The sequence below is a fragment of the Pseudomonas sp. MF7453 genome (genome assembly GCF_016405455.1).
In the GTDB taxonomy this organism is placed as follows: Bacteria; Pseudomonadota; Gammaproteobacteria; order Pseudomonadales; family Pseudomonadaceae; genus Aquipseudomonas; species Aquipseudomonas paralactis.
In genome coordinates, this window is the sequence record NZ_JAEKCN010000047.1 from 1 (window position 1) to 1,757 (window position 1,757).

General features: G+C 60.0%; 1 pseudogene. It reads left to right on the forward strand.

Going from position 1 to position 1,757, the window contains the following annotated elements:
- A pseudogene (locus JFT63_RS29330) lies at positions 1-1,757 on the forward strand (RHS repeat protein); the annotation flags it as partial.

The following is a 1,757-nucleotide window of genomic DNA, read 5'->3' on the forward strand; positions in this document are numbered from 1 at the left end:
CCTGATGAGCTGGTGCTGGCCCAAGCGTCGCGGTTTTATCACTTTCGTAACGGTGTGTTGGTTTCCATCAGCGATGCGTATGACAACCGCCTGCGCATTTGCCGTGATCGATCTGGGCGGATTGAGCGGCTGGATAACGGTGCTGGTCGTTCCCTACTGCTGCGCTATGAGCTAGACCGCATCGTCGCGGTGGACTACCAGGTTCATCGCGCCAAAGGGCGTGAGCCCTACGTTTGGGAAACCGAGCAGAACATCGTTTCCTACGCCTATGACGAAGCTGGACGACTGGTGTGCGCGACCAATGCCGTCGGTGAAAGCGAGCGTTATCGGTACGACGATCAGCACGTCATTGTTGAGCGGCAGCTGGCCGGTGGGGCGAGTTTCTTTTGGGAATGGGAGCGCGCTGGCAAGGCGGCACGTTGCGTGCGGCATTGGGCGAGTTTTTCGCAGATGGACACGCGCTATACCTGGGACGATGACGGCCACGTCACCGTGCATAACGTCGATGGCAGCCAGGAGGTGTATGTCCATGACGACCGGGCGCGGTTGGTGCAGCGCATCGATCCGGACGGCGCGCAGCATTTCAAATCCTACGATGTCAAGGGGCGGCTGACCGTCGAGCAAGACCCCATGGGCGCGGTGACGGCCTATCAGTACGACGACGCCGGACGCTTGGTGGCGTTGTTTCCGGGGGATGATGAGCCGACGTCCTACGAACATGACAATGGGTTCGTACGGGTTGTACGGCGTGGTGAAGCGGTCTGGAAATATGAGCGTAATGACCAGGGCGATGTCATTCGCAAGACTGACCCCGATGGTCATTCGACTGACTACAGCTACAACAAACACGGGCAACTGACTGGGGTTTGGTACCCGGACCACAGTTGCCATCGGCTGATGTGGAATGAGCGTGGGCAGTTGCTGGAGGAGCAATTGCCCAATGGCGGCATCCAGCGTTATCGCTACGACGACCTGGGGCGGCAAGTTGCCCGCGAGGATGAGCACGGCGCGCAGACCATTTATGAATGGGACAGCGTCGGTAGGCTGATTCGCATCGTGTTGCCAGGCGGCGCCACCCGGGAATTCAGCTACAACCCCTACGGCAAAATCATCGCCGAACGCGATGAACTCGGCCACGTCACCCGCTACGAATACGCCGACGGCCTGCACCTGATCAGCCGCCGCATCAACGCCGACGGCACCCAGGTCAAATACCGTTACGACAACGCCCGGCTGCTGCTGACAGAAATCGAAAACGAAGTCGGCGAAACCTACCAACTCGACTACCACCCCAACGGCCTGATCCAACAGGAAACCGGCTTCGACGGCCAACGCACCGCTTACGCCTACGACCTCAACGGCAACCTGCTGGAGAAGACCGAATACGGCGACGATAACAGTCAGCTAATCACCCGCTACGAGCGCGACCACGCCGGGCGTCTCGTACGAAAAACCCTGCCCGATGACAGCGTTATTGCTTATGCCTACGACCGCCAGGGCAATCTCCTCAGCGTCGAAGACGGCCACTGGGCATTGGCCTACGAGTACGACCGCCAAAACCGCCTCACCGCCGAACACCAGGGCTGGGGCACCCTGCGCTATGGCTACGACGCCTGCGGCCAGCTGAAAAACCTGCGCCTGCCGGACAACAACCGCCTCACCTTCAACCACGACAAGGGCGGCCACCTCGCTACCGTCGAACTCAACGGCGAAGTGCTCACCTCACACCTATTCAAGAGCGGCCGCGAACACCAACG